Source organism: Paraburkholderia piptadeniae, from assembly GCF_900007165.1.
Taxonomy (GTDB): domain Bacteria; phylum Pseudomonadota; class Gammaproteobacteria; order Burkholderiales; family Burkholderiaceae; genus Paraburkholderia; species Paraburkholderia piptadeniae.
Window position 1 is genome coordinate 91,415 of the sequence record NZ_CYGY02000064.1, and the last position, 23,771, is coordinate 115,185.

Consider the following 23,771-nt stretch of genomic DNA (forward strand, 5'->3'; position numbering starts at 1 on the left):
CCTTATGCGGCGATGCGCGCCTTTCCCGCCGCATGCTGGCGTGCGTCGTCGCGCCGATGCACGCGCTGGCCCGCCGCATAGGTCTCGTACACGGCGCGATCGTCGCCGAGCAGCGCGAACGCGAACAGCAGTTCTTCGAGCGTTTCCGTGCGCGCGGTGCGCCGCGCGAGCAGCGGCGTCGCCTTCGGGTCGAGCACGATGAAGTCCGCTTCCGACTTCGGCTTGAGCGTGCCGATCTGGTCGCCGAGGTCGAGCGCTTCCGCTGCGCCCGCCGTCGCGAGCCAGAACATGCGCGTCGCTGTCAGATGATGGCCGCCCAGGCGCGCGACCTTGTGCGCTTCGTTCATCGTCTGCAGCATCGAGAACGACGTGCCGCCTCCGACATCCGTCGCGAGCGCGATGGGCATCCGCGATTCGGCCGCCTTGTCGAAATCGAACAGACCGCTGCCGAGGAACAGGTTCGACGTCGGGCAGTGCGATGCGACCGTGCGCGTTTCGGCCATGCGACGGCGGTCTTCGGCATCGAGGTGAATGCAGTGCCCATAGACGGCGCGCGGGCGCAGCAGTCCGTAGTGATCGTAGATGTCGAGGTAGCTGCGATGACCCGGGAACAGTCTCGCGACCCACTTCACTTCGTCGTGGTTCTCCGCGACGTGGCTCTGGATGAACACATCGGGATGCAGCTTCGCGAGCGCGCCCGTCGCTTCGAGTTGCGCTTCCGTCGAGGTCGGCGCGAAACGCGGCGTGAGCGCGTACATCTGACGCCCGCGGTTGTGCCAGCGCGCGATCAGCTCGGCGCTGTCGTCGTAGCCCGATTGCGCGGTGTCGCGCAGGAACTCGGGGCAGTTGCGGTCCATCAGCACCTTGCCGCCGATCATCCGCACGTTGCGTGCTTGCGCTTCCGTAAAGAGGGCATCGGCCGACTGCTTGTGCACCGTGCAGTAGACGAGTGCCGTTGTCGTGCCGCACGCGAGCAGCTCGTCGATGAAAAAGCGCGCCGTGTCCTGGGCGACGGCGGGATCGCTGAAACCGCGCTCGGTCGGGAACGTGTACGTGTCGAGCCACGGCAACAGCCCCGGCGCCGGCGACGCGATCATGTCCGTCTGCGGGAAATGAATGTGCGTATCGATGAAACCGGGGACGATCAGCTTGTCGCGCATCTCGACCACTTGCGTTCCGGGCGCGAGTTGTGACGCAACGGACGCATACGCGCCCGCCGCGACGACATGTCCGTCTTCGACGATCAGAAGTCCGTCTTCGTTGAAGATGGCCGCGTTGGACGATTGCGCAGGATCGCCGTTGAACGTCAGCAGTTGCGCGCGATAAGCCGTTTGAGTCATGAGTGAAACCGTCTCCGATCTGTATGAATCATGCTGATGCGCGCCAGTGCGCATCGAGTCTGGCGATCATCGCGTCGCGCTCCGCGGGCGTCACGAACGATGCCTCGAAGCCGTTGCGGATGATCGTGTACACCTCGTCGTCGCCGAGCTTGAGGGCTTCGATCGTCGCGAGGTAGTTTTCGTTGACGTAGCCGCCGAAGTAGGCGGGGTCGTCGGAATTCACGGTGACGGCCACGCCCTCGTCGAGCAGCGCCTTCAGCGTGTGTTTGGTCAGGTCGTCGAACACGCACAGCTTCAGGTTCGAAAGCGGGCAGACAGTGAGCGCGACGCGCGTGTCGGCAAGGCGCGTGACAAGCGCCGGGTCTTCGATGCTGCGCACGCCGTGATCGACGCGGTCCACCTTGAGCAGATCGAGTGCTTCGTAGATGTACGACGGCGGGCCTTCTTCGCCTGCATGTGCGACGAGCTTCAGGCCTTTTGCGCGGGCCTTCGCGAACACGCGCTCGAACTTCGACGGCGGATGGCCGCGCTCCGACGAATCGAGACCGACGCCGATCAGCCTGTGTTCGTACTGATCGAACAAGGGCAGCGCGGCGTCGAACGTCGCGAGCGCATCGTCCTCGGACAGATGGCGCAGGAAACACAGGATCAGCTTGCTCGTGAGGCCGCGCTGCTCGGCATCGGCCAGCGCGCGCTCGATGCCCGCGACGACGGTCGCAATCGGCACGCCGCGCTCGGTGTGCGTCTGCGGATCGAAGAAGATTTCCGTGTGCACGACGTTGTCCGCGAGCGCGCGCTCGACGTAGGCCATCGTCATGTCGTAGAAGTCCTCTTCCTTCAGCAGCACGCTTGCGCCTGCATAGTAGATGTCCAGAAACGATTGCAGATCGGTGAACGCGTACGCGGCACGCAGCGCTTCGATCGATCCATACGCGAGCTTCACGCCGTTGCGTTCGGCGAGCCTGAAGATCAGCTCCGGTTCGAGCGAGCCTTCGATATGAATGTGCAGCTCGGCCTTCGGCGCGTGCTTCGTCTTGTGAGCCAGCGGAGAAAGTGTGGTTGTCGTCATGGTCGGTCAATGATTCGAGTTATCGATGTAAAGCTGCAACGCCCGATGGCTGGTCAGGCGTCGCGTTTCGCAAAGGTCTTCGATGCTTGCTTGCCGTGTTCGTTGCCGCGCTCGCTTGTGCCTGTCGCGTTCAGACCGTCTGCGCCGCGCGCGCCGCATTGGCCTCGACGGCTTGCAGCAGTTGCGCCGCCGCTGAAATCGCGATGATTTCCGGCGACTTGTCGACGATGCCGTCCACGCCGAGCGGGCACTTCATTCGCGCGACGAGCGCAGGGTCGAAACCGCGCGCGGCGAGCCGGTGCTCGAACTGCTTGCGCTTCGTATGCGAGCCGATCATGCCGAAGAACGCAAAGTCGCCGCGCCGCAGGATGCGCTCGGCGAGATCGAGGTCGCGCGCATGGTTGTGCGTCATCACGATGAAGTACGTGCTGGGCGCGGCCTTGTCGACGGCTTCGTCGGGCGCGTCGTTCGCGTCGATCACCACGTTCGGCGCGCCCAGCGTGTCGGGCGGCGGGAACTGCGCGTCGCGTTCGTCGACCCAGCGCACATGGCAGGGCAGCGTCGCGAGCACGCGCACGAGCGCCGCGCCCACGTGCCCCGCGCCGAACAGCACGACGGGAAAATCGCGCGGCGCGATGGTTTCGGTGAGCAACGCGCTGCTGTCGTCGAAACCCGCGCCGTCCCACAGCAGACAATCGGCGCTTTCGACGCCCGGCTCCGGATCGGACAGCATCACCGCATCGGCGGCGGGCCCGAATGATACGCTACGCACCACCGATTGGCCCGCCGCGACGCGCTTCGCCAGCGACGTGACCCAGCCCAGGTCGCCGATGTCGAGCCGCTCGAACGCGAGCACGACCGCGCCGCCGCAGCACTGGCCGAGGCTCGGGCCGAGCGCGAAACGCTCGAGCCGCCGCATGTTCGGCGTGCGCATGCCGTCGCGCAGCACCTGGCGCGCGCTTTCGATCGCTTTCCATTCGAGGTGCCCGCCGCCTATCGTGTGACGCGCCGAATCGCGCGTGACGATCATCTTCGTGCCGGCATCGCGCGGCGCGGAGCCTTCGGCGCGGGCGACCGTCACGAGCACGACGGCGTCGCCGTGCGCGAGCAGTTGTTGCAGATCGGTGAGCCAGGCGTGCATCCGGCAGTTCTCCATGCGAGGCCGCGCGGGATGGCCGCGCAGCCGGTTGAGTTCGTGCGCCTCGCGGTCGTGCAGCGTGGCGCTTTTTCCGGCGTGTTCGCTATGCCGTCGTGCCCGCGCCGGCGGGCGCGGTCTCTGGTGATTTTGGACTGGCCGTCGTGGCGATCGTTGCAGCGGGCTTCAGCGCGTCGATCGCATCGAGTATCGCCTCGGGCGTCGCGGGCGCGCGCAGGACGGGCGCATGCGCGGCATCGGGTGCCGTCGCGGCGACAGCATCGCGGATCGCGAGAAACACCGAGAACGGCAGCAACAGCGGCGGCTCGCCGACGGCCTTCGAGCGGAACACGGTCGGCTCGGCGTTGACGTTGCGGTACAGCTTCACGTTGAACGCGGCGGGCGTATCGCTGACGGCGGGAATCTTGTATGTCGACGGCGCGTGTGTCATCAGGCGGCCATCGCGATTCCACCAGAGCTCTTCCGTCGTGAGCCAGCCCATGCCCTGAATGAAGCCGCCTTCGACCTGGCCGAGATCGATGCCCGGGTTGATCGACTGGCCGGCGTCGTGCAACGCGTCGACGCGCACGAGCTTCCACTCGCCGGTCAGCGTGTCGATCACGACTTCGGAGACGGCCGCGCCATACGCGAAGTAGTAGAACGGATGGCCCGTCAGCGTCTTCGCGTCCCAGTGCACTTTGGGCGTCGCATAGAAGCCGTCGGACCACAACTGCACGCGCGCGAGATAGGCCGCGCCGACCAGTTGCGCGAACGGAATCGATGCGCCGTTCGAGTGCGCCGCGCCGTTCGCGAACGTCACGTCTTCCGCGCTGCCGCCGAGTTCTTTCGCGGCCAGCGCGGCAAGCCGTTCGCGGATCGTGCGCGCGGCGGCTTCGGCGGCTTTACCGTTCAGGTCGCTGCCCGTCGATGCGGCAGTCGCCGACGTGTTCGCCACTTTCGACGTATCGGTGGCCGTCACGCGCACGCGCGCAAGCGGGAGGCCGAATTCGTTCGCGACGACTTGCGCGACCTTCGTGTTGAGGCCCTGGCCCATCTCGGTGCCGCCGTGATTCACGAGCACCGAGCCGTCTTTGTAGACGTGCACGAGCGCGCCCGCCTGATTCAGGAACGGCACGTTGAACGAGATGCCGAACTTCACCGGCGTATAGGCGATGCCGCGCTTGAGAACCGGGCTCGTCGCGTTGAACGCGGCGATCGCGTCGCGCCTCGCGTGGTAGTCGCTCGATTCGACGAGGTCATCCGTCAGCGGCGCGATGATGTTGTCCTCGACGGTCTGGCCATAGGGCGTGACGTTGCGCTCGCCGATGCCGTAGAAATTCGCGCGGCGCACGTCGAGCGGATCGCGCTTCAGCTCGCGCGCGATGCCGTCCATCATCACTTCCATTACGAGCGCGCCCTGTGGCCCGCCGAAGCCGCGAAACGCGGTGTTCGACTGCGTGTTCGTCTTGCATGGCAGCGCGACGATCTCGACATCCGACAGGTAGTACGCATTGTCGAAGTGGCAGACGGCGCGCGTCGCGACGGCACCGGAAAGATCCGCCGAAAAGCCCGCGCGCAGCGCGATCTCGACGCGCGCGCCGAGAATGCGGCCGTCGTCGTCGAAGCCGGCTTCGTACTCGTAGACGGCATCGTGACGCTTGCCGGTGATCATGAAGTCGTCGTCGCGATCGGCGCGCAGCTTGATCGGGCGGCGCAACCGATGCGCGGCGAGCGATGCCGCGCACGCAAACAGCGCCGATTGCGATTCCTTGCCGCCGAAGCCGCCGCCCATCCGACGGCATTCGCACACGACGTTATGCGTCGGCCAGCCGAGCATGTGCGCGACGACGTGCTGCATCTCGCTCGGATGCTGCGTCGAGCTATAGACGAGCATGCCGTCCATTTCCTTCGGCACGGCATACGCGACCTGGCCTTCCAGATAGAACTGCTCCTGCCCGCCGACTTCGTACGTGCCCGCGATCCGGTGCGGCGCGCCGGCGATTTTCTCGGCGGGCGTGCCACGCTTCAGATGCAACGGCGGCAGCACGTACTGTTTCTTCGCTTTCGCTTCGGTGGCGGTGAGCACGGCTTCGAGCGGCTCGTAGCGCACCACGTCGTCGCTCTTCGCGAGCGCCGCCGCGCGCCGCGCGAGTTCATGGTTTTGCGCGACGACGATAAAGACGGGCTGCCCGAGATACAGCACTTCGCCGTCCGCGAGAATCGGATCGTCGTGCAGCACGGGGCCGCAATTGTTTTCGCCGGGGATGTCGTCGGCCGTCAGCACGGCGACGACGCCGGGCGCGGCGCGCACGGCATCGAGATCGAGTGAGACGATGCGCGCGTGCGCGTGCCGCGACAGGCCGAGCGCCGCGTGCAACGTCTGCTGAAGCTCGGGGATGTCGTCGGTGTAAGTCGCTTCGCCGCTCACGTGCAGCGCCGCCGATTCGTGCGGCAGCGGCACGCCGATCGCGGCTTGCGCCGTCTGATCTTCGGCTGGCGTCGCATGATGAATGAAGGCATCCGTCTGCTTGTTCATGACGTCGGCTCCTGCGCGGACGCGGCGTGACCCGCGCCTGCATCGAATGCGAATGCGTTGACGTCGCGGAGCGCGAGCGGGGCGGCGTCGCGCGTTTCCAGATGGAAGCGCCACAGCAGATTGCGCGCGACCTTCAGCCGGTACGCTGCCGACGCGCGCATGTCGGTGAGCGGCTGATAGTCCGCGGCGAGCGCGTCCATCGCGCGTTGCGCCGCCGCTTCGTCCCAAGGCGCGCCGTTGAGCGCGGCTTCGGCATGCGGCGCGCGCTTCGGCGTCGCGGCCATCCCGCCGAACGCGACGCGCGCATCGGCAACGATGCCGTCGACGATGTGCAGCGCAAATGCGGCGCACACGGCCGAGATGTCCTGGTCATAGCGCTTCGACACCTTGTAGGTCCGAAAGCGCAGATCCGGCGCGGGGCGCGGCACGCGGATCGCGGCCACGAATTCGCCCGGTTCGAGTGCGGTCTTCTGATAGCCGACGTAGAACGCATCGAGCGGCAGCGTGCGCGTCTTGTGCTCGCGTTGCAGCACGACGAGCGCGTTGAGCGCGATCAGCGCGGGCATCGAATCGCCGATGGGCGAACCGTTCGCGACGTTGCCGCCGAGCGTGCCCGCATTGCGGATCGGCAGCGACGCGAAGCGCGTCCACAGCTCCGCGAGTTCGGGGTAGTCGGCCGTCAGCGCGGCATAGGCGTCTTCGAGCGATGCGGCCGCGCCGATCGTCAGCGTCTGCGCGTCGCTCTCGATCGTCTTCAGTTCGGCGACGTTGCCAATGTAGAGGATGTCGCCCAGGTCGCGGAACTGCTTCGTGACCCACAGGCCGACGTCGGTGCTGCCCGCGAGCAGCCGTGCGTGCGGATGCCGCGCGCGCAGCGTCGCGAAGGCGTCGAGCGTGACGGGAGCGTAGAAGGTCGGCGAGCCGAACGAAGCGCCGCGCGTGTCGGGCGCGGTGTATTCGAACGTCTCTTCGCGCTGGATCGAACGGAGCGCGTTGACGACGGCGGCGCGGTCGAGCGCGACGCGCGGGTACTGCTGCTCGTCGAACATCTTCTGCGCCGCTTCGACGATTGGCCGGTAGCCGGTGCAGCGGCACAGATTGCCGGATAGGGCGGTGTTGATCTCGTCGCGGGTGGGCAGGCCTGCGCCTACAGGCTGGTTTTCGTACAGCGCCCACATCGACATCACGAAGCCGGGCGTGCAGAACCCGCACTGCGAGCCGTGGCAATCGACCATCGCCTGCTGGACGGGGTGCAACGCGCCGTTCGCGGCGCGCAGGTCTTCGACGGTGAAGAGCGCACGGCCGTCTAGCGTGGGAAGAAACTGGATGCACGCGTTGACGGCCTTGAGCGAAAGCTCTCCGTGCGCATCGGCTTCACCGACGACGACCGTGCAAGCGCCGCAATCGCCTTCCGCGCAGCCTTCCTTGGTTCCTGTGCAATGAAGGTCGTCGCGCAGATGCTGGAGCACGGTGCGCGAAGCGGGCGCGTCGGCGACTTCGCGGACGGTCCCCTGGTGATAGAAACGGATGGTTTGCGTTGTCACGGCGAATCCTGAAGACATTGCGGACCAGGCGCGCGTTACGCATGGGGTCGCGCCGTAGCCGGCCTCGCGCACGTAGATCGCCATCCATGACCGAACATAACACCACTTTGTCCCAAAAATATTTCCGGGCGCGAATGGGGGTTATTCGGGAGCGGTCATGAGGGCGCGGCTTTGAGGATGCGAGTGGGGCGCGGGCGTGACGAAAAAGGGCGCGAAGCCTTATGGGCGGGGCTTTGCGCGTGGCGGACAAGGAATCAGGCGATGCGCACGCGGCGTACGGCGGCGGGCCAGGTGTTTACGCCGAAGGAGAAGACGAGCCGTCGCGCCGCGGGGAGGAAAGCGAACGGTCCCCCCTCGGCGGATCGGAAAAGGAAGCGTTGCGCCGGAAAGTCCCTCACGCGACCATTCCGGCGCTGTCCAGTGGAATCAGCGTGTCCGCCGGTTCCGCCGCAGGCTTATCACGAGAGCCAGGAACGCGACGGCGAACCCAACCAGCGACCACTGCGGCAGGGAGAGACCAAGAATCGGCGGATAGGGCGTCTCGCACAGCCCGGCGACCTTGAACACGCCCGGAAGCCAACGCGCGGGAGGCAGCCCATCGACGATCGGCTGCAGCGCATCAAACCCGCAGCTGAAGTTCGGGTGCGACTGCACATACACATGCCGCGCGGCTGTTGCCACGCCGGCGAGCGCAGAGATCAGCGCCAGCGCTTCGAGCGCGCGCACGCCGCGCCATCCGCGCATGGTTGCGCCGATAAAAGCGAACACGGCGATCAGCAGATAGAAATACCGCTGGATGATGCACAGCGGGCAAGGGTCTTCATGCTCGACGAACTGAAGATAAAGCGCCCCGCCGACGAGCGCCACACAGACGAGCCCGAGCAGAACGAGGAGGCTGCGCTCGCGGCGCAGCGTGACGTTATCGTTGACCATAATCCTTATAGCGGTTGAGATTCCGAAAAGGCGTCGCGCGATTCTAGCCGAAGGCCGTGACGCTTGCCGGTGGGCAAAAAACTCCGCGGTGAGCCCGTCGCCAACGGCTGTCAGCGGATCGAATTCAATACTGCTTCGACGGCACGTCCTATTCCCAGCAACGCATCGTCCGCGTGCGGCGCGGCGGCCAGCATCAGCCCGACGGGCGCATCGCCGCGCGGATGGCAAGGCAGCGACAGCGCGCACGCATCGAGAAAATTGAACGCGCTCGGATTGCGCAGCACCAGACCGTTGGCGCGGAAGAACGCGTCGTCGTCGTCGACGAGATCGGCGACGCGTGGCGGCACGATGGGCGCCGTCGGCGCAACGATGGCATCGAAGCGCTGCCACATCGGACGCGCCTCGGCGAGCACGGCCGCGCGTTCGGCGAGCAGGTCGAGATAGTCGGCGGCCGTCGCCGGCTCGCCCTTCAGGATGCGCGCGAGCACGCGCGGATCGTAGTCGCCGCGATGCGCTTCGAGTAGCGGCCTGTGCCATGCGTACGCCTCGATCGGCGAAAAGCCGAAGCGGTTGATCTCGGCGAGGCGGTCGAGCGGCGCAAAGCGCACGTCGCTGACGATCGCGCCCGCCGCTTCCAGGTGCTTCAGCGCGGCGTCATAGGCCTGCGCGACTTCCGGCTCGATGCCGTCCGTCACGTAGTGATTCAGCACGCCGAGCCGCACGCCTTCGAGCGGTCGCGCGGCCGGGACGACGGGTTCCAGCCCCGCGAGAATCCGGTCGACGAGCGCGCAGCACGCGACCGTCACGCCGATCGGACCGAACGCGTCGAGGGTTGGCGAGAGCGGCACGCCGCCTTGCTTCGGCACGCGGTCGGCCGTCGGCTTGAAGCCCGTCAGGCCGCACAGCGCGGCGGGGATGCGCAGCGAACCGCCCGTGTCGCTGCCGAGCGCGACGGCCGCCATGCCATCCGCCACCGACGCGGCTGCGCCCGACGACGATCCGCCCGACACCCGCTCGTCGCCTTTCACGCCGCGCCGGTACGGCGACAGCGGATTGCCGTAGTGCGGATTCAGCCCGAGGCCGGAAAACGCAAATTCACTCATGTTCGTGCGGCCGACGATCACGGCGCCCGCACGTTTGAGCCGCGCGACGGCGGGGGCATCCGACGCGGCGGGCGCGGCGCCCGCCAGTGCCGTCGAGCCGGCGCGCGTCACCTGGCCTTCGATGTCGAACAGGTCTTTCACCGACACGGGAATGCCCGCCAGCGGCGACAGCACAGTGCCGGCGGCGCGCAGGCGGTCGTGCGCGTCGGCCGTCGCGCGGGCGTTGTCGGCGTCGACGTGCATGAAGACGACCGCGCCCTGGCCGGCGGGATCGGCGATGCGTTCGAGCGCGGCTTCGACGAGCGCGCGGCTCGTGGTGCGGCCGGCGGCGAGGTCGGCGCCAAGCTGGGCAAGCGGCGGGAAGGGCGTGAAATCGGTGGACGTGGCAGTGGTCATGGCGTGCGCGGCGGGTACGGTTGACGATGGCTGGAATCGTATTGTGACGCTTCAGACGGGACACGCGCCAATCGTGCGCAATGCATTCCGTCGCGCGTCGCCACCATCATCTTTCACCGTTCGTGCGGTACCATCGCGCTCTCTGTATTACTTTTTGTAAGGAAAGGCCCATGCACCACGGAATCGGCTTCATTCAGGATCTGGCAGTCGTGATGGCGCTCGCGGGCGTCGTCACCGTGCTGTTCCATCGCCTGAAGCAGCCGGTGGTGCTCGGCTATATCGCGGCGGGCGTGATCATCGGGCCGTACACGCCGCCGTTCCAGCTGATCCACGACGAACAGACCATCCAGACGCTCGGCGAGCTTGGCGTCGTGTTCCTGATGTTCTCGCTGGGGCTCGAATTCAGCCTGCGCAAGCTGGTCGAGGTCGGCGCGACGGCCATCGTGGCGGCGCTATCGGAGATCGTGCTGATGCTGTGGATCGGCTACGAGATCGGCAGCGCGTTTGGCTGGAGCCCGATGGATTCGCTGTTCCTCGGCGCGATTCTCGCGATTTCGTCGACCACGATCATCGTCAAGGCGCTCGCCGATCTGGGCCTGAAGCGCGAGAGTTTCGCGCAACTGGTGTTCGGCATTCTGATCGTCGAGGACATTCTCGGCATCGCGATGCTCGTGCTGCTGTCGGGCATCGCGCAGACGGGCGAGCTGTCGGCGGGCATCGCGCTCGTCACGCTGGGCAAGCTGCTGCTGTTCATGACGGTGTCGCTGGTGGTCGGGATACTCGTCGTGCCGCGCGCGCTCAGCTACGTCGCGAAATCGCAGAGCGACGAAATGCTGCTCGTCTCCGTGCTGGGTTTCTGCTTCGCGTTCTGCCTGCTGGTCGTCGAGCTGGACTACAGCATCGCGCTCGGCGCATTCCTGATCGGCGCGATCATGGCCGAGTCGCGCCATCTACATCGGATCGAGCATCTGATCGCGCCGTTGCGCGATATGTTTTCCGCAATCTTCTTCGTGACGATCGGGCTGATGCTGAATCCGGCCGTGCTGGTCGACTACGCATGGCCGATCGCGGTGATCACGATCGCGGTGATCGCCGGCAAGATCATGTCGTGCGGCCTCGGCACTTTTCTCGCGGGCAAGGACGGGCGCACGGCGATGCGCGTCGGCATGACGGTGTCGCAGATCGGCGAGTTCTCGTTCATCATCGCGTCGCTCGGGCTTACGCTTAAGGTGACGAGCGCGTTTCTCTATCCGATCGCCGTCGCCGTGTCCGCGCTGACGACGCTCTTCACGCCGTATCTGATCCGCGCCGCAGATCCCCTCACGCGGCGTCTGGGCCACGCGATGCCGCCCACCGTCGCCAACGTGTTCGCCATGTACGGACAGTGGCTCGGCAGCCTGCGGCCGGCCTCCGGCGGGCCGACGGTGTTCGGTCTCACGCGGCGGATCATCCTGCAGATCGCGGTCAATCTGGCCATCGTCGCGGCCGTTTTTCTGGGCGCATCGTACGGCGCGCCATATGGAAGCCGCTTCATCACAGAATGGCTGCCGTCCGAGCCGATGCAGCGCGTCGTGCTGTGGAGCGCGGCGCTCGTCGTCTCGATGCCGTTTCTCGTCGCCGTCTACCGGAAGACGAAGTCGCTCGCGCTGCTGCTCGCCGAAATCAGCGTGCAGCCGGCGAAGGCGGGGCGGTTCACGAGCGCGATCCGCTACGCCATTTCGGACCTCGTGCCCGTCGTCTCGATGCTGGGCGTGTTCCTGCTCGTCTCGGCGCTGTCGAGCGCGATCCTGCCGCCGACGGGTCTGCTCGTCGCCGTGCTGCTGGTTGCCGCGCTGCTGCTGGCGGTGCTCTGGCGCTGGTGCGTGCGGATTCACGCGACCATGCAGATCGCGCTGCGCGAAACCTTCGACGAACAGCCGGACCCGTGATGCAAAGCGTCATCGAAGTGGCGCATGATGGCGTCGCGCGGATGCAATCGGGGACGTTCGCACAACGTTGCATGTTGTGACGTGATGTGACGAAATGTGTGCTGGTTTGCCGCCGCAAGGCGCGAGGCGGATAATGATTCGTGTCTATTTGTTCGCGCGCCAGGACGCGTTTGGACTACAGTCATGAGCGAAAACAATTCCGATAACGCCGGCGCCCCCGGCACCCCCACTCCTTCGGCGAGCCAGCCGGGCGCGCCGAAACCCGCACCGGCTCCGACTCCCACACCCGCCAAAGAAGCGGCCTCCACCGATTCCCCCGAAAGCGCCTCCAACGTGACGCCCAGGGACGCCCCCGCGACGCGACGCAACGAGGCCGAGCACGCGCGCGCAAGCGCCGCGGAGGCCACCGCGCAGCAGGAAGCGGCGGCCCGCGTGCAGTCGGTCGTATCGAGCGCGGAGCGGGCAGCGGCGCAAGCGGGAAGGCCCGCGGGAACGGCGGACGCAGCGGGCGCCGCCGCGGCGGCGCGCGTCGGCGGCGAGCCGGACGGCACGCTCGGCGCATCGGCGAAACCCAGTGGCTCGCCGCCGCCCGGTTTCGGCTCGGCACCGGATTTCAGCGCGGCCAATCCGCCGCCCGCCACCGCCATTCCGCCGGGACCGCCCGCGTATCTGAAGCGCAGCGATTCGGCGTGGTCCGTCTTCGGACGGGTCATGGCGGCGCGCGCGCGCCAGCTGTTCGACCGCGCGGGGCGCAGGATCACGCAGCGAACGCTGCGCATCGGCGTGTCGGCGCGGATATTCCATCCGGAGCCGGGCGCGAAGGGGCTGCGCGGCAAGACGCTGCAGTACTTGGAAGAATCGATTGCGCACTGGGTGATGTCGCGCGACGTGCTCGTGTTCATGATTCCGACGGTCGGCCATCAGGGCATGCTGCACCCGAGCAACATCCGTCTGCGCGACTACGCGAAGCATCTGGACGGCCTGCTGCTGCAAGGCGGCGCCGACGTGTCGCCGCAAACCTATGCCGAAGTCGCGACGCGGCCCGAATGGCCCGGCGACCGCGTGCGCGACATGTACGAGCTGGAGCTGCTGCACGAGTTCATCGAGTCAGGCAAGCCGGTGCTGGGCGTGTGCCGCGGCTGCCAGCTGATCAATGTCGCGTTCGGCGGCACGCTGTATCAGGACATCGCCAGCGACGTGCCGACGGCGGGCGTCCACGTCAACGAACATTACGATCAGCACCGTCACTCGGTTCACTTTCCGGAGGGCTCGACACTCGTCAACATGTTCCCCGGACGGCGCGAGGCAATCGTCAACTCGATCCACCACCAGGCGGTCAACCAGTTGGGACGCGATCTGAATATCGAAGCGGTGTCGGCGTCGGACGGCATCATCGAAGCCGTGCGCTACCGGCGTGCACCGTTCGTGATGGGCGTGCAGTGGCACCCCGAGTTCCACCGCGCGGGCGGCCCGGAACTGCTCGATTGCACGCCGCTGCTCGATACGTTCTTGCGAGTCGCGCGCGAAACGCGCTTCTGATTTCTCCTCTTTCTGGCGATGCGCGGGCGCACATCCGATGTGACGCCCGCGTTTCTTTTTGCGTCGGCGGTTGGTGGCGGCGGTCGTCTCGATTTCCGGGCTCAATTCACAAATACGGCGCGTGTTTTACGATTTTTTGCGTTTGCGCATCGGATTGCTTAGTTGTCCATTTATCTCGATTTAAAGTCCTGTAGCCGCGCGTCAGAAAGGGCAAAATCCGCGCGATAATCCGAGGCTGTTTCTGGATACGCATGGAGTATCGACGTATGAAGTACCCCTTGGATCTGCGCCGCATAGGATTGCTTGCGATTACCTGCGCGCTCATGCACGGCGGCATCGCGTGGGCGGCGGGCAAGGCGGCGTCGAACCCTGACGTCGCTCGCGCGAGCGCTGCCAAAGTCGCCCAGGCCGATGCGTTGTCTGACGCGCAAACCGATGCGGACGCCGTCGCCGAACCGGCCAGTGAAGCGAATTCCGACGCGAACTCGGGCGCGGGCGGCGGCGTGCAGGGCGATGTCGCCGATCTGATGCAACTGATCCACGACGGCGCGCTCACGGAAATGCGCACGACGTATAACGGCGGCTACGGCGCATCGATGTTCTTCTACGCGCAGGACATGACGTACTACATCGCGCTGTTCCAGAACAAGCGCTTCTGGCGCGTCATCAGGACGTCCGATCAGGCGCGCGCCGAAGCCATTTATGCGGGCTTTGCGCGGCAGACGGCGCAGCTTGCCGAAGTCGAAATCCGCAGGACGCAATTGCAGGCGCAGAACGCGTCGATAGAACGCGTGATCAGCGAGTCGCAGGCACGCGCGCAGCGTTTGCAGGCGGACATCCAGGTGGCGCGTGCCCAGGAAGCGAAGGTCGCGGACTACCAGCGGCAAACACAGGACGAAATGCTTGCCTTGCGCGAAGAAAAGGAAAAGGCGCAGTCGCAATTGCGGCAGTTGCAGCAGCAGGTTCTGCAATTGCAGCGTCAGGCGGAGGCGGGATTGCCTGGCGGGCGCTGAGGGTGCCCTCGGCAGGCTTCAAGTGAAGCCGCGCTGCGCGTCGCGCTCTGCCATAAAAGAACACCCCAAAAGCTGGCGTTCGGCTTTTGGGGTGTTCTTTTGTGCGTGGGCGCGGAGTCTTGTTTGACGGGCGCGCTAGCTGACCTGTCCTACTTCGAGAAGCGATCGGGTATTTCGGTGACGCGTCGTTGCGATATCTGGTTCATCCACTCGGTGCTGTCCGTATCGACGTGTCCACGCGCGATGGCGGCGGGTGCAATGCCGTGCATGCCCGCCGACATGGTGACGGAAGCATAGTCGCTGTTGGCTCGCGGCGACGGCGCGAACGGCGAGTAGGCGCCCGCCATCGACGGCTGCGGACGCGTGCGATGCAGCGTGCCGTGTGTCGGGTGACGCCCTGCGTCTGGCTGCGACCGCCAACTGTAGCGCGGCTCGGCATCGAGCGAACGGAATGTCGGATGCGGAGCGCGGTGCGTGCCGGCGTTGATAATGGCGTCGCGCTCCCGCTTCGTCGAATGCTTTCGGCTCGCGCCTCGTGCGAATCGATCGGTGTCTGACCGGTCCGTGGCGTGTCTCGGCGACGCACTCGCATTGGTATCGACGGCGCGCCGGGCAACTGGGAAGGCGCGTTCGGATGCGGCTCCGTTGCCGACGTCGAAGCGCCCGGCGTTCGCGGTAGGTGCGTCCGGCGTGTCTGCTGTCTGCGGCGCCGTTTGCCCGGATGAGCGTGCGTTCAGATCGCCGCGAGCGCGATTCCAGGTGTCGCGCGCGTCAGTCGATCTCGCGACTTTTCCGGTGCGGCGATGTTCGGAGGTAGCGGCATCATCGTCGACATGCGTTGCGCGGGCGTTGAGCGTCACGTCAGGCGCGGCTGCCAGCGTTGGCGCCGGCGGTTGCCGCTGCTGGCTCGCGACGAGCCACGCAATGACGGCCGCGCCGCTGATCGCGCATGCACCGCCCGCAATCGTGTTCCATTGACGGTTCTTGCGCTTGAACGAGCGCGCCGGATGACGCAAGTCGAGCGGAATGGCACTGCCGATGGGTGCGACAGCCGGCGCGCTCGGGGCGGCCGGCTGGCGGCGCAGGGTCTGCGGGTCCCAGCGGCACATCGCGCGAATCGCGGCGGCGTTCAGGCAGAACGTGCGCATCATCGCCGTGTACAGGACTTTCAGTTCCTTTCGAAGGCTGATGTTCGGCGGCAACAGCGACCATTCACGGCCAATGGAGCGCGAGACCAGCTCGAGAGGGCGGAGGCGCGGCATCGCCATGGCGCCGGCAATGAGAGTGAATTGTGGTGTCGACACGGTCTTCGCCTCGTTCCCTCGTTTTTGTTGGCGTTCTTGGAGCCTCGAAGCGGCAGACAACATCAGGTGTGAACCGGCATCCTGCCTACGCTGCCCGTCGGGGCCTTCGACGCGGCATGGTGGCAGGCGGATGCAGATCGATCGATCAGATAATTCCCAAAACTGATCGGGTATCAGTGATAGTCAGAAGTGCGATCCAGCCGATACACGTATCTCAATGCGGTGATATCGACACCGCCCATATGATCGGGCTCCGCGCCTGAAAGCTGCCAGCCCTGTCGCTCGTAGAACGCGATCGCGGGCGCGTTGCCTTCGAGCACATAGAGATAGAGCTGTGCTTCTCCGTGTTCGCGCGCCCAGTCCTGAGCGGCGCGCATCAGCAGCTTGCCCGCGCCGACGCCCTGGTGCGCGGGCAGCGCATGCAGGTTGTCGAGCAGCACGCCCCACGGCGAATCCGGCTGACGCTCGACGCACATGAAGCCGATCGGCTCTCCGGCGCGCTCGGCGATCAGCACGATGCGCCGGTCGGCGCCGGGCGCCGAGAGCCGCGCGCGCCAGTAGGACGCGCGCTCTTGCACGACTTCGCCATCGAGAAACTCATCGGGCAGCAGCCCGCGGTACGTCGCTTGCCAGCTTGCGCTATGGATGGCGGCGATGAGATCGGAGTCGGCCTCGGTGGCGGGTCGCAGCGTGAGGCTCGACAGAGCGGGTGGCGAAGCAGGATCAGGCATTACAGCGGTACCGGGGGGAAGCAGACAGGTTGGACGGGTCAAAAGCAGGACGAACTCAGCAGGTCGAATTCGCCAAGACTCACGATACGGCGCATAGCCTCCGGCGTCATCTGGCAGCGCGGGAGCGTCGATAGCTGCATCGAAAGAATTTTCCTGAAAGTGCGCCAATGTAAGTAAATTGTATTGGCTGCGCGACGTTCTCAGTAACGTTATTGTCGGGGTTCGCGCATCTCGTAAGCGAGATCACAGGTTTACCCTGATACATCGGTGTGATTCGCAGGATCAGCGTACCGCGCCCATGTGAACGCCGTGCCCGGGCCAATCGCATGTGCCTCTGCCGCCGCCCGATCCGGGCATCCATGTTTCCGTGCGGATCGTTTCCACTGCCCAGTGCCGCCTTTGCGCAGGTTGCGGGCCAATACCCGATACCGAGATCGACATGGCAACAGCATCCCGTGCTCACGCATCGACGGGCGAACCCAAGGCCCGTACCGTATTCCGCGTCGTCAGCGGCAACTTCCTGGAAATGTACGACTTCATGGTCTAGGGCTATTACGCCGGTGCGATCGCGAAGACGTATTTTCCGAGCGGCAACGAGTTCGCCTCGCTGATGCTGTCGCTGTCGGTGTTCGGCGCGGGCTTCCTGATGCGTCCGCTGGGCGCGATCGTCCTCGGCGCTTACATCGATCATCACGGCCGGCGCAAGGGCCTGATCCTCACGCTGTCGCTGATGGCGCTCGGCACGCTGACGGTGGCCGCGATTCCGGGTTACGCGACGATCGGCGTGCTCGCGCCCGCGCTCGTGCTGCTTGGGCGGCTGTTGCAGGGCTTCTCGGCGGGTGTCGAACTGGGCGGCGTGTCGGTGTATCTGTCGGAGATCGCGACGAAGGGCAACAAGGGCTTCTACTGTTCGTGGCAGTCCGGCAGCCAGCAGGTGGCCGTCGTGTTCGCCGCGCTGATCGGCGTGTTCCTGAACCGTCTCCTGCCCGCTGACCAGATGACCGCGTGGGGGTGGCGCGTGCCGTTCCTGATCGGCTGTCTGATCGTGCCGTTCCTGTTCCTGATCCGCCGCTCGCTGAAGGAAACGGAAGAATTCCTCACGAAGAAGCATCGTCCGACCGTCGGCGAAATCTTCCGTTCGATGGCGCAGAACTGGGGCATCGTGCTCGGCGGCATGGGCATGGTCATCATGACGACGGTGTCGTTCTACATGATCACCGCGTACACGCCGACCTTCGGCAAGGAAGTGCTGAAGCTCTCCGCGATCGATACGCTGATCGTGACCGTCTGCATCGGCGTGTCGAACCTGATCTGGCTGCCCGTATCGGGCGCGATTTCGGACCGCATCGGCCGTCGCCCGGTGCTGCTGACGTTCACGATCCTGACGATTCTCACCTCGTATCCGGCCGTGCAGTGGCTCGTCGCCGATCCGTCGTTCGCGCGCCTGCTGATGGTCGAGCTGTGGCTGTCGTTCCTGTATGGCTGCTACAACGGCGGCATGGTCGTCGCTCTGACGGAGGTGATGCCGTCGGACGTGCGCACGGCGGGCTTCTCGCTGGCGTACAGTCTCGCGACGACGATCGGCGGCTTCACGCCCGCGATCGCGACGTACCTGATTCATACGACGGGCAACAAGGCGGCGCCCGGCCTGTGGATGAGCGTGGCGGCCGTCTGCGGCCTGATCGCCACGCTCGCGCTGTACCGTACGCCGGAAGCGCGCAATCAATACCGGGCGGCTTAAAAGCGCTTTTGGCCCATCAGGCAGCGTCGCCGAAAAAACAAAAGCCCCCGCTCGGTAGCGGGGGTTTTCATTGGATCGTCGGCGAAGCAAGGCCGTGCACTCAGCTTCAACTGCGCAGCGCGGCAACCACCTCTTCGACGACGTCGGCCCACGCGCCCGGCCGTGGCTGCCGTACGAGACGCGCCGACGGATACCACGGGCTGCGCGCGTCGCCGACGAACCAGCGCCAGTCGGCGGCGAACGGCAGCATCAGCCACAGCGGCCTGTTGAGCGCGCCCGTCAGATGCGCAATCGACGTATCGACCGACACCACGCCGTCGAGCCGCTCGATGATCGCCGCAGTGTCCGCGAAATCGTGGATGCGCGCATCGAAGCGATGGATGTTCTTCGCGCGCGGATGTTCGTCGAGCGCGGAGCGCTCGTCGTCGCTGAGCGCGGGCTGCAGCACGATCCAGTCGATGCCGTCGAGCGCGAACAGCGGCTCGAGCGCCTCGAGCGGCAGCGCGCGGTTATCCTGGCGCTGCGCGCGTCCCGACCACGCGAGCCCGATCTTGCGCTTCGCGTGCCCACCGAGCGAACCGCGCCACGCGCGGCGCGACATGGCGGGCGCATTCAGATAAGGCGTGCGCGCCGGAATCGCGTCGAAATCGGTGCCGAGCGCGAGCGGCAGGCTCAACAACGGGCACTGCAAGTCGGCATGCGGGCGCTTCGCGCCTTGCGCGATCAACGTCACGCGCCATTGCTGCGCGGTGGGCGCAAGCAGCGAGACGAGCTGCGGCTGCACTTCGAGCACGACGTGCGCGGCACGCTGCGCGGCAAGCTCGACGAAGCGCACGAACTGCAGCGTGTCGCCGAAGCCCTGTTCCGCGTGCACGAAGAGCGTGCGCCCGGCGATCGGCTCGCCGTTCCAGCGCGGCAGCGCGGCCACGTTCGGCGATTGCGCCGCATTCTCCAGACGCCATTCGTATTCGGGCAGGCCACGCTTGAAATTGCCGAGCGTGAGCAGCGTCACGCCGCGATTCATATGCGCGATGGCGAGATCGGGCCGCAGACGCAGCGCCTGATCGAACGCGCGAATCGCCGCCTCGTGCGCGCCGAGCGCATGATGCGCGGCGCCGAGGCTCAGCCACGCGAGCGTGAATGTGGGGTCGAGCCCGACCGCGCGCTCGAAACGCGGTCGCGCCTCTTCGTGACGGCCGAGCGCGGCGAGCGCGTTGCCGAGCCCGAACAGCGCGGGCGGCAGATTCGGCTGGAGCGCGAGCGCGGCTTCGAACGCGGGGACGGCTTCCTGATGCCGGCCCGTCGCGTCGAGCGTATTGCCGAGATTGAACTGCGCGGCGACGAAGCGGGGTTCCGCCCTGAGCGCCGCGCGGAAATGCACGATCGCCTCGTCGGCCGAGCCGAGCGCATTGAGCGCCATGCCGAGGTTGTTGTGCGCGCCCGCGTGGCCCGGCCGCAGCTCGAGCGCGCGCCGTAACGAGTCGACGGCTTCGCGATGGCGTCCGAGCGCATGCAGCGCATTGCCGAGATTGACGTGTGACGACGCGTCCGTCGGCTGGAGCCGCAAGGACTTCTGGAAGGCATCGACGGCATCTTCGTGACGGCCGGCGAGCGCGTACGCGTTGCCGAGGTTGTAGTGCGCGATCGCGAACGCGGGTGCGAGGGTCAGCGCGTTGCGAAACCGTTCGATTGCCTTGTCGAGCTGGCCGAGCGCCTTCAGCGCATTGCCGAGGTTCAACTGCAGCGCGGCGTCCTGCGGGCGCAGATCGGCGGCGCGGCGTACGAGGTCGGCCGCTTCTTCGTGCTGGCCTTGCTGGTGGCGCAGCACGCCGAGCAGATGCAGCGCGTCGACGTGAGCTGGATCGAGTTCGAGCGTCGCGCGATAGCCGCGCTCTGCGTCGTCGAGCCGGCCGTCACGATGCGCGCTGTACGCGCGATCGAAAAGGGGTTGCATGACGGAGGCGGTGTGGGGTGATGCGGGAAAACGCGCATTCTCCCACACTCGGCGCGCGCACCTCCGACTTGACGCGGCGAGTGTTGCTCAATAACATATGAACACGTGTTCATATGTATGTCCGAATCATGTCAGCCGTTGTCTCTTTCAATGCCGACGACCGCGTCGTCCAGATCGCCGATCTGTTCCGCCTGCTGGGCGACCCGACGCGTCTGCGCATCGTGCTCGCGTGCGTCGACGAGCGCCGCGCGGTGGGCGCGATCGCCGAGTCGTTGAAGCTGTCGCCTTCGCTCGTGAGCCATCATCTGCGGCTGTTGCGCGCGGCGCGCATCGTGCGCGCGGAGCGGCAGGGCAAGCAGGTGTTCTACGTGGCGGCTGACCGTCACATCAGCGGAATGCTCGCGGACATGCTCGAACACGTCGCCGAACCTCTCAACGATTCAGTCGGCGAACCGGCCGTCGATCTCGCGCAGGACCACACATGAAATACAACACCAACAACAACACCAACTCCGACACCGCGGCGGCGAAGCATCAACCGGCGTCCGGCTCGCACGCGCACACGGGCGCATGCGATCACGCGGGCCATGACCACGCGTCGCACGAGCACGAGCACGATCACGACCATGCGCACGCGGATGGCGGCAACGCATCGCATGCGCATCTTCACGGCCATGGCCATCATCACCATCACCACGCGCCCGTCGCGGGACATGGCCGCGCGTTTGCGCTCGCCGTCGCGCTGAACGTGTTCATCGTCGTCGTGCAAGCGGTCTATGGCGTGCTCGCGAACTCGACCGCGCTGCTCGCCGATGCCGGCCACAATCTCTCGGACGTGCTGGGCCTTTTGCTCGCGTGGGGCGCGACGTGGCTCGCGACGCGCCGGCCATCGGCGCGCTATACGTTCGGCCTCGGCGGCTCGTCGATTCTCGCGAGCCTGCTCAATGCCGGATTGCTGCTGTTCGCGTGCGGCGTGATCGTCGCGGAAGCGGTCGGGCGTCTGATTCATCCCGCGCCCGTCGCGGGTCTCGATGTGTTCATCGTCGCCGCCGTCGGCATGGTTGTGAACGGCTTCTCCGCGTGGCTCTTCATGCGCGGCCAGGAAGACGACCTGAACATCCGCGGCGCGTTTCTGCACATGGCGGCCGACGCCGCGGTGTCCGCCGCAGTCGCGATCAGCGGTCTCGCGATTCTCTTCACCGGCTGGACCTGGCTCGACCCGGTGATGAGCATCGTCGTGGTCGCGGTGATCGTCTACGGCACGTGGGGCCTGCTGCGCGATTCCGTGAGCCTCGCGCTCGATGCCGTGCCACCTGGCGTCGACGTGCAGAAGATCCGCGACTACCTCGCCGCGCAGCCGGGCGTGATCGACGTGCACGACCTGCATGTGTGGGCGATCTCGACGACGGGCAACGCGCTGTCCGCTCACCTCGTGATACCGGACGGGCATCCCGGCGACAACGTGATCGACGGTATCGTCTGCACGCTGCGCGACGAGTTCGACATGCATCACGCGACGCTGCAGGTCGACATCGGATCGACGCATCACCGCTGTTCGCTCGATCACGTGCCCAGTAGGCGTTGAGCGTTCGCGCTGCATGCTTCTTTGATGCGGCGCGTCGTCGGCGATGCCGCAGCGATCGAAATGCACGGCGTACACTAGGATCTGTTTGCATAAGACCCTAAGCATGTCCGACAGCGGAGGTCTGCATGACGGGTGCTTCCTTCGACGTGCCGCCCGTGCTGATTGTCGGTGCGGGGCCGACGGGACTCGCGGCGGCCATGAGCCTTGCACGCGCGCGCGTGCCCGTGCGGCTCATCGACAAGGCGCCGCAACCCGATCCCCATTCGCGCGCGATCGGCATTCAGGCACGCACACTCGAACTGCTGGAGCAGCATCGCCTCGTCGAACCGTTTCTCGATCTCGGCCATCGCGCGCGTGCCGCGAATCTCTATTCAAATGGGCAGCGTCTTGCGCGGCTCGATTTCGATCCGCTGCAAACGCGTTATCCGTATCTGCTGTTCCTCGATCAATCGATCACGGAACGCCTGCTGACAGAACACCTCGCAACGCTCGGCGTGCACGTCGAACGCGGCGTCGAACTGACGATGTTCGCGCAGGGCTCGGCGGGCATCAACGCGACGTTGCATCGCGCGGACGGCCACATCGAGACGCTTCATCCGTCGTACATGATCGCCGCCGACGGTGCGCACAGCGCGATCCGTCATCGGCTCGGCATGAGCTTCGCGGGCAAGACGTTCGAGCAGACCTTTCTGCTCGCCGACGCGGAGGTCGACACAGGCTGGTCCGACGACGAGTTCCACATCTTCGCGTCGGGCGCGGGGCTTGCCGGGCTGTTTCCGATGGGCAAGGGCCGGCATCGGTTGATCGCCGATCATCCCGCGATGCCGTCGACTGCATCGGCGAGCGGCAACCCGGCGCCGCTCTCGTCGATCCCCGCGCCGACGCTCGACGAGTGCCGGCAGATCGCGAAGAGCCGCATTCATCACCCCATCGCGCTGACGGCACTGTCGTGGTCGAGCTACTTTCACCTGAATAGCCGCATGGTCGAGCAGTTACGCGTACAGCGCGTGTTTCTCGCCGGCGATTCTGCGCACGTGCACAGTCCGGCGGGCGCGCAGGGGATGAACACGGGCATCCAGGAAGCGTTCAACCTGGGCTGGAAGCTCGCGCGCGTGCTGAAGGGCGACGCACCCGACCGTCTGCTCGACACCTATCACATCGAGCGTCATCCCATCGAGCGCGACGTGCTGCGTCAGACGACCTTCGTCACGCATATGGCGGAAGCGGATCATGGTCCGATGAAGCTGCTGCGCGATCGCGTGATGCCCGTGCTGGCCGCGCTCGGACCGTTGCGCGATGCCGCGCGGCTTACCGTCAGCGAGCTTTCGATTCAATACCGGCGCAGTCCGCTGACGCTCGAGCGCGTGCTCGACGGCGGTCCGCGCGCGGGCGAGCGCGCGCCCGATGCGCTCGTGCATGTCGTCGACGGACCGTTGGGACGCGCGCCCGGCGTCGGCTGCATTTTCGATCTGCACGACCCCGCGTTCTTTTCGCTTTTTCTGCTCGTCGATCCGCCTGAAGACTCGGCATCGAGCAACGGCAAGCTGCTCCCGCTGCATCGCAAGCCTGTGCGTGCCGCCGATCTGGACCGATTCGTCGCGGCCGTCGAAGACCTGCTGCCGGGCGCGGTGCGGATCTGGCGAGTGTCGGATGCGAACGGCGAGGGCGGCGGCCCGTCGCTCAGCGAATCGTTCGGACGCACGCGGCCTTCGTTCTATCTGGTGCGGCCCGACGGCTACGTCTGCGCACGCGGCCGCCCGGGCTCCGATCTGAACGGACTGCTGCGCCATTGCGAAGCGTGGTTCGCGAAGAGCGCGCTGCCCGAGCCGCCGTCGCCGGCGCAGTGACGCGCCCATAAAAAAGGCGTTCGCATCGTGCACGATGCGAACGCCAGGTGCTGTTGTTTCTGCGTGAAATGAA

At 66.2% G+C, this 23,771-nt stretch carries 16 protein-coding genes and 1 pseudogene; 7 read left to right on the forward strand and 10 right to left on the reverse strand.

Going from position 1 to position 23,771, the window contains the following annotated elements; translation table 11 throughout:
- Nucleotides 1-2 precede the first annotated feature (2 nt).
- The 7 genes from guaD to BN2476_RS31135 all read right to left on the reverse strand — a co-directional run bounded on the left by guaD (nucleotide 3) and on the right by BN2476_RS31135 (nucleotide 10,056).
- Nucleotides 3-1,340 carry a guanine deaminase gene (guaD, locus tag BN2476_RS31105; protein WP_087738032.1) on the reverse strand — a complete coding sequence of 446 codons (1,338 nt, stop codon included), beginning with the start codon at nucleotides 1,338-1,340 and terminating at the stop codon, nucleotides 3-5.
- Between the two features lie 28 nt (nucleotides 1,341-1,368).
- The gene (locus BN2476_RS31110; protein WP_087738033.1) at nucleotides 1,369-2,409 is read right to left on the reverse strand and encodes an adenosine deaminase; all 1,041 of its coding nucleotides are present in this window, start codon (nucleotides 2,407-2,409) and stop codon (nucleotides 1,369-1,371) included.
- 130 nt (nucleotides 2,410-2,539) lie between these two features.
- Nucleotides 2,540-3,550 carry a xanthine dehydrogenase accessory protein XdhC gene (xdhC, locus tag BN2476_RS31115; protein WP_087738084.1) on the reverse strand — a complete coding sequence of 337 codons (1,011 nt, stop codon included), beginning with the start codon at nucleotides 3,548-3,550 and terminating at the stop codon, nucleotides 2,540-2,542.
- A gap of 100 nt (nucleotides 3,551-3,650) precedes the next feature.
- Nucleotides 3,651-6,080 (reverse strand): xanthine dehydrogenase molybdopterin binding subunit, encoded by a 2,430-nt coding sequence (gene xdhB / locus BN2476_RS31120; protein ID WP_087738034.1) that lies wholly within the window; start codon nucleotides 6,078-6,080, stop codon nucleotides 3,651-3,653.
- Nucleotides 6,077-7,624 carry a xanthine dehydrogenase small subunit gene (gene xdhA / locus BN2476_RS31125; protein ID WP_087738085.1) on the reverse strand — a complete coding sequence of 516 codons (1,548 nt, stop codon included), beginning with the start codon at nucleotides 7,622-7,624 and terminating at the stop codon, nucleotides 6,077-6,079. Before xdhA ends, xdhB begins: the two co-directional genes overlap by 4 nt.
- 426 nt (nucleotides 7,625-8,050) lie before the next feature.
- Nucleotides 8,051-8,557: a disulfide bond formation protein B gene (locus tag BN2476_RS31130; protein WP_087738035.1), complete on the reverse strand. Its 507-nt coding sequence runs from the start codon at nucleotides 8,555-8,557 to the stop codon at nucleotides 8,051-8,053.
- Nucleotides 8,558-8,667: 110 nt separating this feature from the next.
- Nucleotides 8,668-10,056, reverse strand: a complete 1,389-nt coding sequence (locus BN2476_RS31135; RefSeq protein WP_087738036.1) for an amidase — start codon at nucleotides 10,054-10,056, stop codon at nucleotides 8,668-8,670.
- Nucleotides 10,057-10,226: 170 nt separating this feature from the next.
- On the opposite strand from BN2476_RS31135, the gene BN2476_RS31140 reads away from it, so the two are divergent.
- The 3 genes from BN2476_RS31140 to BN2476_RS31150 all read left to right on the forward strand — a co-directional run bounded on the left by BN2476_RS31140 (nucleotide 10,227) and on the right by BN2476_RS31150 (nucleotide 14,536).
- Complete coding sequence (locus BN2476_RS31140; protein WP_087738037.1) at nucleotides 10,227-11,984, forward strand: cation:proton antiporter; 1,758 nt, start codon at nucleotides 10,227-10,229, stop codon at nucleotides 11,982-11,984.
- 183 nt (nucleotides 11,985-12,167) lie between these two features.
- Nucleotides 12,168-13,523 carry a gamma-glutamyl-gamma-aminobutyrate hydrolase family protein gene (locus BN2476_RS31145; RefSeq protein ID WP_087738038.1) on the forward strand — a complete coding sequence of 452 codons (1,356 nt, stop codon included), beginning with the start codon at nucleotides 12,168-12,170 and terminating at the stop codon, nucleotides 13,521-13,523.
- A 266-nt stretch (nucleotides 13,524-13,789) separates the two neighbouring features.
- Nucleotides 13,790-14,536, forward strand: coding sequence for a DUF2968 domain-containing protein (locus BN2476_RS31150; protein ID WP_087738039.1), 747 nt, complete (start codon nucleotides 13,790-13,792; stop codon nucleotides 14,534-14,536).
- Nucleotides 14,537-14,685: 149 nt separating this feature from the next.
- Here BN2476_RS31150 and BN2476_RS31155 read toward each other — a convergent pair whose 3' ends face one another.
- Both BN2476_RS31155 and BN2476_RS31160 read right to left on the reverse strand, forming a co-directional pair.
- Nucleotides 14,686-15,840, reverse strand: a complete 1,155-nt coding sequence (locus BN2476_RS31155) for a hypothetical protein (protein ID WP_235851035.1) — start codon at nucleotides 15,838-15,840, stop codon at nucleotides 14,686-14,688.
- Between the two features lie 173 nt (nucleotides 15,841-16,013).
- Complete coding sequence (locus tag BN2476_RS31160; RefSeq protein ID WP_087738040.1) at nucleotides 16,014-16,571, reverse strand: GNAT family N-acetyltransferase; 558 nt, start codon at nucleotides 16,569-16,571, stop codon at nucleotides 16,014-16,016.
- A gap of 439 nt (nucleotides 16,572-17,010) precedes the next feature.
- On the opposite strand from BN2476_RS31160, the pseudogene BN2476_RS31165 reads away from it, so the two are divergent.
- Nucleotides 17,011-18,312 (forward strand): annotated as a pseudogene (locus BN2476_RS31165) (MFS transporter).
- 106 nt (nucleotides 18,313-18,418) lie between these two features.
- Here BN2476_RS31165 and BN2476_RS31170 read toward each other — a convergent pair.
- A complete protein-coding gene (locus tag BN2476_RS31170) occupies nucleotides 18,419-20,266 on the reverse strand; it encodes a tetratricopeptide repeat protein (RefSeq protein ID WP_087738041.1) in 1,848 nt (615 codons plus the stop codon).
- A 128-nt stretch (nucleotides 20,267-20,394) separates the two neighbouring features.
- Here BN2476_RS31170 and BN2476_RS31175 point away from each other — a divergent pair, with 128 nt between their 5' ends.
- The 3 genes from BN2476_RS31175 (at nucleotide 20,395) to BN2476_RS31185 (ending at nucleotide 23,698) form a co-directional block, all read left to right on the forward strand.
- Nucleotides 20,395-20,751, forward strand: coding sequence for an ArsR/SmtB family transcription factor (locus BN2476_RS31175; RefSeq protein WP_087738087.1), 357 nt, complete (start codon nucleotides 20,395-20,397; stop codon nucleotides 20,749-20,751).
- Nucleotides 20,748-21,851: a cation diffusion facilitator family transporter gene (locus BN2476_RS31180; RefSeq protein ID WP_087738042.1), complete on the forward strand. Its 1,104-nt coding sequence runs from the start codon at nucleotides 20,748-20,750 to the stop codon at nucleotides 21,849-21,851. The genes BN2476_RS31175 and BN2476_RS31180 overlap by 4 nt, the downstream gene beginning before the upstream one ends.
- Before the next feature lie 125 nt (nucleotides 21,852-21,976).
- Nucleotides 21,977-23,698, forward strand: coding sequence for an FAD-dependent monooxygenase (locus BN2476_RS31185; protein ID WP_087738043.1), 1,722 nt, complete (start codon nucleotides 21,977-21,979; stop codon nucleotides 23,696-23,698).
- Nucleotides 23,699-23,771: the final 73 nt, after the last annotated feature.